This is a genomic window from Pedobacter sp. HMWF019, from assembly GCF_003061025.1.
In the GTDB taxonomy this organism is placed as follows: Bacteria; Bacteroidota; Bacteroidia; order Sphingobacteriales; family Sphingobacteriaceae; genus Pedobacter.
Map to the genome: position 1 here is coordinate 1 of NZ_QAIL01000461.1, position 7650 is coordinate 7650.

General features: G+C 44.9%; 7 protein-coding genes. 3 read left to right on the forward strand and 4 right to left on the reverse strand.

From position 1 onward, the window contains the following. From DBR11_RS24305 to DBR11_RS24315, 3 genes are all read left to right on the forward strand, one after another. Positions 1-1339 (forward strand): D-alanyl-D-alanine carboxypeptidase/D-alanyl-D-alanine-endopeptidase (locus DBR11_RS24305; protein ID WP_233260888.1); only part of this gene is annotated, 1339 nt, incomplete at its 5' end. Continuing rightward, a complete protein-coding gene (locus DBR11_RS24310) occupies positions 1326-2387 on the forward strand; it encodes an aminotransferase class I/II-fold pyridoxal phosphate-dependent enzyme (RefSeq protein ID WP_108555179.1) in 1062 nt (353 codons plus the stop codon). The genes DBR11_RS24305 and DBR11_RS24310, both read left to right, overlap by 14 nt. A gap of 47 nt (positions 2388-2434) precedes the next feature. Continuing rightward, entirely contained in the window at positions 2435-3607 is a 1173-nt protein-coding gene (locus DBR11_RS24315; protein ID WP_108555180.1) for an MFS transporter, read from the forward strand. Here DBR11_RS24315 and DBR11_RS24320 read toward each other — a convergent pair. From DBR11_RS24320 to DBR11_RS24335, 4 genes are all read right to left on the reverse strand, one after another. Further along, the gene (locus tag DBR11_RS24320) at positions 3604-4281 is read right to left on the reverse strand and encodes a M15 family metallopeptidase (protein ID WP_108555181.1); all 678 of its coding nucleotides are present in this window, start codon (positions 4279-4281) and stop codon (positions 3604-3606) included. The genes DBR11_RS24315 and DBR11_RS24320 overlap by 4 nt on opposite strands. Positions 4282-4284: 3 nt before the next feature. Continuing rightward, complete coding sequence (locus tag DBR11_RS24325) at positions 4285-5511, reverse strand: alanine dehydrogenase (RefSeq protein WP_108555182.1); 1227 nt, start codon at positions 5509-5511, stop codon at positions 4285-4287. A 61-nt stretch (positions 5512-5572) separates the two neighbouring features. Continuing rightward, complete coding sequence (tsaE, locus tag DBR11_RS24330; protein WP_108555183.1) at positions 5573-5992, reverse strand: tRNA (adenosine(37)-N6)-threonylcarbamoyltransferase complex ATPase subunit type 1 TsaE; 420 nt, start codon at positions 5990-5992, stop codon at positions 5573-5575. An 11-nt stretch (positions 5993-6003) separates the two neighbouring features. Continuing rightward, positions 6004-7557, reverse strand: coding sequence for a bifunctional response regulator/alkaline phosphatase family protein (locus tag DBR11_RS24335; RefSeq protein ID WP_108555184.1), 1554 nt, complete (start codon positions 7555-7557; stop codon positions 6004-6006). Positions 7558-7650: the final 93 nt, after the last annotated feature.

Below are 7650 nucleotides of genomic sequence, written 5' to 3' on the forward strand. Positions count from 1 at the left end.
CTATAACATAATTCATATTATGTGGCTTAAACCAAAATTTGCTGCTAATTCTTTTTTTCTGCTTTTCTTTTGCTGTGTTTTTGCAGGTTGTTCTTTAGATAGGCGTGTAGCCACTAAGGTAAAGAAGGCCTTTCAGGAATCTGCATTTCTTCACCAGTATCCTGTTGGTTTTGAGTTGTTTGATCTGGATAAAGGAAAGGTAATCTACGGGCAGAATAATCATCAGTATTTTGTTCCGGCATCAAACACCAAATTATATACCTTTTATGCTGCACTGATGACGTTGCCAGATACGATTCCAGCTTTAAGATACATTGAAAAGGGCGACTCTCTGATCTTTTGGGGAACGGGAGATCCTTCCTTTCTGCATCGGGAGCTGCAGGGAAAAAGGGCATTAGAATTTCTTCGGAAGCACCGGGGAAAGCTTTTTTATGCGCCAGGTCGTTATACAGGGGAGATCTATGGAGCGGGCTGGGCCTGGGATGATTATAATGAGGATTTCCAGGCTGAGATCACGGAATTGCCTCTGTATGGCAATTTGGTGGAGGTGCAGGTGGAGGGTGGAATGAAAATCTCTCCGGGGGCATTTCAACCGGCTTTCCTAAGAGATAGTCTTTCTGACCGGCCCCAGGGCTCTATAAAAAGGGATTTTTTAAACAACCGTTTCCATGTTCCTTCGGGAACATTAACGTTTAAGACACAGCTCCTTCCTTTTAAAACGAGTACAGCATTGACGCTTGCTTTGCTTACAGACACTTTACACAGAGAAGTTGGGGGGATTGCATTAAAAATGCCAGATAGTGCCAGGACTTTGTTTGACTTGCCGAGGGATTCTGTTTTAAAACAGATGCTATTGCCCAGTGATAATTTTATCGCAGAGCAACTGCTGTTGCTTTGTGCAGATCAGGTGTCTGCAAGTCTGGGGACTGCTGAGACGATTGCCGCAACAGAGAAGAAATTTTTGGCTTCCCTTCCGGATAAACCTGTATGGGTAGATGGCTCTGGACTTTCCCGCTATAATTTATTTACACCTGCAGACATGGTACGGGTGCTTGAACTGATCTATAAACGGGTAAACGATCGGAAAAAATTGTTTGCCATGTTGCCAGCTGGGGGCAAAAGCGGAACTTTAAAACGGGCCTATCCGACCACAGATCAGCCCTTTGTATTTGCAAAAACAGGAACTTTATCTGGTGTTCACAACCAGAGCGGGTACGTGGTGACCCGTAGAGGTAAAACCTATATTTTCAGTTTTATGAATAATAACTTTGTGCAGCCGGTTGCTCAGGTAAGAAAAGAGATGGTTAAAATGATGATGTATATCCATGAGAACTTTTGACTTTAGCGCCATTAAGGGGCCTTTAGGAAGATCAATTTCTGCGGGTGGAAGATCAGTGCTCTATTTTGGCGGAACGGCTTATCTGGGCATTCCCAGACAGCCAAAATTTTTAGACTATTACCTGGAGGGTTTGCATCATTTTGGGCTCAATAATGGAACGAGCCGGAACAATAATGTACAACTGGGGATTTATAAGGAAGCAGAGCAGGCTGCGGCACTGAGGTTCGGTGCAGAAAGTGGACTGCTAACTTCAAGTGGTTTCCTTGCAGCGCAAATGACGGTAAGGCATTTTGCAGACTGGGGGCAATTGGAATATGCACCGGGTTCACATCCGGCTTTATGGTTGAAGGGAAAGCCGGATGTGAGCGGATCTTTTGAAGACTGGGGATTAGCGTTGGTGAACCGGATCAATAGAAGCCCACAGAAGCGATGGGTAGTGGTGAGCAATTCGATGAACAACTTGTTCCCGGAAAGATATGATTTTTCTTTCCTGGAGGGGGTTGTACGGGAGAAGGAGCTGATCCTGATTGTAGACGATTCGCATGGGATTGGGGTATTGAACAACGGCAGGGGTTGTTATCCGGTTTTGCCCAGCCAGGAGCATGTTAAACGGATTGTGGTGGCTTCTATGGCCAAGGCCCTTGGGGTAGATGCCGGCTTGGTTCTCGGGCCGGAAATACTCGTCGGAGAGTTGAAAAATACCGAAGCTTTTCTAGGGGCCTCGCCACCTTCTGCAGCAGGTTTATTTGCTTTTATGCAAGCAGAAGATATTTACAGAACGGAATTGGAACGGCTCCTTGAACTTTGTGCCCATTTTAAGGCTGGCCTGAAAGATCTGAAATCTGATTTTGCTTTCCTGGAAGGTTTTCCGGTATACCTGAGTGCAAATAAAAATCTGGCGCAGCAGCTGATGGAAAAACAGGTGCTTATTTCTTCTTTTGCTTATCCTGATCAGTTTGGTGAAGTACTGAATCGTATTGTACTCTGCAGCTGGCACAGTAAAAGCGACTTGGATAATCTTTTAAATATTCTGGTGAGCTGCGCTTAAATTGCGCTAACTTTGAGCTTTTCTTTTCCAACCCTGTTTTAAAGCCCATGCAAAAAAGTTCTGAATCTATCTATACCCTGCAATTTGCTCTGGTTTGTTTAAGTTCTTTTCTTTTTTCGGCCAGTTTTAATATGCTGATTCCGGAATTGCCGGCTTATCTGACGGCCATGGGTGGAGCACATTATAAGGGCTTGATTATCGCCTTGTTTACCCTTACTGCCGGGATTTCCAGGCCTTTTAGCGGTAAACTGACGGATACGATAGGCCGGGTGCCGGTGATGGCAGTTGGGTCCATTGTTTGTTTTGTCTGCGGCTTCCTTTATCCGGTACTCACTACAGTGGCAGGTTTCCTGTTGTTAAGATTGGTTCATGGATTTTCGACAGGCTTTAAGCCTACTGCAACAGCGGCTTATGTGGCCGATCTGGTTCCGGTTCACCGCTGGGGAGAGGCAATGGGGGTACATGGAGTTTGTTTCAGTACTGGACTGGCCATTGGGCCTGCGATCGGGAGTTTGATCACCGACCACTTTTCTATAGATATTCTGTTTTATTCTTCGTCTTTATTTGCCTTAATGTCTATTGTGATCCTGGCCAATATGAAAGAAACGCTTCCGGATAAACAGAAATTTAAGTTTAGCCTGCTGAAGATCAGCCGTAAGGATATTATTGAATGGCGCGTGATTCCTGCAACGGTCATAATTTTTATGAGCTATATCAGCTATGGAGCGATTCTAACCGTGATTTCAGACTGGAGCGGTCACTTGGGTACGAGCAATAAGGGCATGTTCTTTATGGTCTTTACAGTTACCTCTCTGCTGATTCGTTTTGTGGCCGGAAAAGCGTCTGACCAGTATGGAAGAATTGTGATTTTGAAGATTTCCCTGGTTTTACTGGCGGTGGCCATGCTTTGGGTAGGGCTTGCGGGGAGTTCCTTTTCTTTGATGGCTGCTTCGGCGCTATATGGGATAGCGACGGGTATGCTTTCGCCAACGGCAACGGCATGGACCGTCGATCTTAGTGATCCTGAACACCGGGGAAAGGCAATGGCCACCATGTACATTGCCCTGGAAGCCGGGATTGGGATTGGAGCTTTATTGGCCGGCTGGCTATTCATTACTGATGTTTCTATGATCCCGGTTATTTTCTATTGTTGCTCGGGGGTTACCTTATTGGCCTTGTTGTACCTGCAATATGGGTATAAAGCAAAAAAATTGGTTTAGAGATCTTTGAAAGGGATATCCAGCAATTCATAATTTTGCCAACCGACAAAGTCATAATGCCACCATTCATTTTTAAGTACCCTGAAGCCATGCGCCTGCATGGTGCGTATCAGAAGGTTGCGGTTGTTGATCACGGATGGAGGTAGTTGTGCATAGTCTGCAGCAGCTTCCGGAGCAAAACTGTCGTATGGAGTAGGCATAGGCAGTTCTTTGCCGGTTTTTAAGTTGATCAGGCTCAGGTCTATAGCGCAGCCCCGGTTGTGTTTGGATCCTTTTGCAGGATTGGCTACAAAATGCTTGTCTGAGGCTTTTTGATAAAAGGCTACAGTAATGGAATAGGGACGGTAAGCATCGTAGATCCGAAGTCCCAGGCCTTTTTTGTGGAGCTCGCTCTGTATTTTCTGAAGCTGCAGAGCCACGGGTTTTCGGGCAAATGCCCTGGCCTGCGGATACATGACTTGTTTCATGAAATTGTTCTTTGTGGCGTATCGGATGTCCAGTTGCAGATTGGGAATGGCTTTTTTTAAGTCTACGAGTTGCTTGTCCGGGTTTTGCCGGCAGGCATTTTTATATACAGATAAGGAGTTGACTACTTTTAGCGGGGCCGGAGCTTTCTTTTGGGCAAAAGCGGGCCCACTGAATAGCAGTAAAAAGAGGGAAAGGGTTCTTTTCATATCTTACTGGTTGGAAACGACCAGCAGTTCGATGTCTTTAAAAGGCAAATTGAACATATTGGCAAGGTCTTTACTGGTAAGGTGGCCCTGGTAGGTGTATAAGGCTTCCCGGATGCCGGGTTTGCTCCAGACTACATTCATCAGGCCGCCCATATCGCCAATATCGACCAGGATGGGCGTAAATATATTGGTGAGCGCGTAGGAAGCAGTCCTTGGTACTCTGGAGGCGATATTGGGGACACAATAATGGATCACATCATACTTTCTGAATACGGGATCTTTATGGTTGGTGACCTGTGAAGTTTCAAAACATCCTCCCTGATCAATGCTAACATCGATCACAACGGAATTGGGTTTCATCCGGCTTACCGTTTCATCCATAACAACGCAAGGACTTCGCCCGTGTTTGGCGCGGATGGCACCGATTACGACATCGCAGGTAGTAATGGCCTTGCCAAGAACGATAGGTTGCATTACAGAAGTAAAGACCCGGCTGCCCAGATTGTTTTGGAGGCGCCTAAGGCGATAAATGGAGCTGTCGAATACTTTGACTTCTGCACCCAGGGATAGTGCTGTACGAGCGGCATATTCGCCTACTGTACCTGCGCCCAGGATCACCACTTCTGTTGGTGGTACGCCGGTAAAGCCACCCAGCATCAGTCCTTTCCCGCCGGTTACACTGCTGAGGTATTCTGCAGCAATAAATACGGTAGTAGCGCCTACAATCTCACTCATGGCCCTGACTACGCTCAGGACATTTCCTTCATCGCGCAGATGTTCAAAACACAAGGCGTTGATCTTCTTGGCCAGCAGAGCTTTTAGGTAGGCTTCATCCAGGTTCCCCATCTGAAGGGCTGAAATGAGGGTTTGCCCCTTGTGCATGATGGCTATTTCTTCAGGAGTAGGCGGGGCTATTTTTACAATAATGTCTGCATCAAAAACCTCTTTTTTATTGTAGGTAATGATGGCGCCTTGCTCACTGTAATCCCGGTCGGAAAAGTTGGCCCCGTTGCCGGCTCCGCTTTCTAAAACTACTTTATGGCCATTGTTGACCAACAGTGCAACGGAAAGGGGGGTGAGTGCGATCCTGTTTTCCTGGAAGGAAATCTCTTTTGGCAGGCCGATGTAGAGGCTGTTGCTTTTTTTTCCGGTTTCTGCTAGTGTCTCTTTGGGCTGAAGTAATCCTTTTTGAGCAATAGAGGCCATTCCTTCTCTTAATCCTGTAGCCATTTTAATGAATTTATCTGCTTAAAATTAACAATAATAACCTTAAAGGGAGCAAATTAGCGTTTTAAATTTTAATAAAACTGAGCGTTCTTTTGTCTTCGTTCTGAATACGGATCCGGACTTTAATATAGTGCTCGGGAAGAATTTCTTCAACCTTTTCCGGCCATTCGATTAAGCAGATATTGCCGGAGTAAAAGTAATCTTCGTAACCGATGTCGTAGGCCTCCCTAAGGTTTTTGATGCGGTAAAAATCGAAATGGTATACGGGCTGTCCTTCTGCCGATTCGTATTCATTGACGATGGAAAAAGTTGGGCTGGAAACCACGTCGGAGACACCCAGCTGGTGGCAGATCTCTTTGATAAAGGTGGTTTTGCCGGCAGCCATTTCGCCTTCAAAAATGAAGATCTTTTCTTCATCTGCAAATATTAAAAGTGCCTGAGCGGCCTCCGCTAAATCCTGGAGGCCGTTAATTTCTAGGTTCATTGTGGTATTAACTAACGTGAACTATAGGTTGCGACCGGAATGATCATCTCTTCCAGTGAAATCCCGCCATGCTGGAAGGTTTCGTTGTAATAGTTGACAAACTGGTTGTAATTATTCTGATAAACAAAGTACCGGTCTTCTTTTGCAAAGATATAATTGGAACTGATATTGATTTTAGGTAATTGCGCTTCGTGTGGATTTTTGATCAGAAAAACTTCTTTTGCATTAAAATTGAGGTTCCTGCCTTGTTTGTAGCGCAAGTTGGTATTGGTATTCCTGTCTCCGATCACTTTGCTTGGGTGTTTTACCCGGATGGTACCGTGATCTGTAGTGATCACTAGTTTTACTTTTTTACGGGCCAGTTTTTTGATCAGGTCCAGCAAAGGAGAGTGTTCAAACCAGGATAGGGTAAGCGAGCGGTAAGCCGCGTCGTCGTTGGCCAGCTCCCGGATCATCTGCATATCGGTCCTTGCATGCGAAAGCATGTCAACAAAGTTGTACACGATGGCATTGAACTCATTTTGCATGAGCTTGTTGAACTGTTCATTAAGCGCTCTTCCGTCATCATAGGTCAGGATCTTATGGTAGCTGAATTTGCAGTCTTTACGGAGTCCTCTTTTGATCTGGTCGGCCAGGAAGGCTTCTTCATGCATGTTTTTTCCACCTTCATCATCATCATTTTGCCAGAGTGTAGGGAAACGTTTTTCCATTTCCAGGGGCATAAGACCAGAGAATATGGCATTTCTGGCATATTGAGTTGCCGTTGGAAGGATACTGGAATAGGTATCTTCTTCATCCAGGCGGAAATATTCAGTGATTAGGGGATTGATGATCTTCCACTGGTCATATCTCAGGTTATCGATCAGGATAAAGAATACAGGAGTTGTGGAATTAATGAGGGGGAATACTTTCTTTTTCAGCAGTTCATTTGACAGTAGCGGGGCAGTGCCTTTTCCGTTCACCCAGCCCAGGTAATGATCTTCAATGAATTTGGAGAATTGCATATTGGCCTCAGATTTCTGCATGGTTAGAATTTCATGCATTTGAGGATCATCCAGTTTCTCCAGTTCGAGTTCCCAGAATACGAGTTTTTTATAAACATCTACCCATTCTTCATAACTGAGCTTGTCGTTAAGGGTCATGCCCAAACGACGAAAGTCCTGCTGGTAGGCCATCGAAGTTTTTTCGCTGATCAGGCGTTTGTTATCGATGATCTTTTTAATGGTCAGCAAGACCTGTTTTGGATTCACAGGCTTGATCAGGTAATCGTCTATTTTGGATCCGATGGCATCTTCCATCAGGTTTTCTTCTTCACTTTTGGTGATCAGGACAACAGGGACATCGTTCTTAAGGTTTTTGATGGCGGAGAGGGTTTCCAGGCCGCTCATTCCAGGCATGTTCTCGTCCAGGAAAACAAGGTCAAAATGTTCTTTACTGAAGGCTTCAAGAGCATCATTACCGTTGGTAAAAGTGGTCACATGGTAGCCTTTTTCGTTTAAGAGTAATATATGTGGTTTTAATAAGTTGATCTCATCATCGGCCCATAGAATCTTGGTTTCCTGCATTATTGTATGTATATAATGTAAATTTAATTTTTGAAAAGCATACGCGCTTTCTTATTTGTGAATAAAAATAGCAATTTTTGTACCGTATAATTT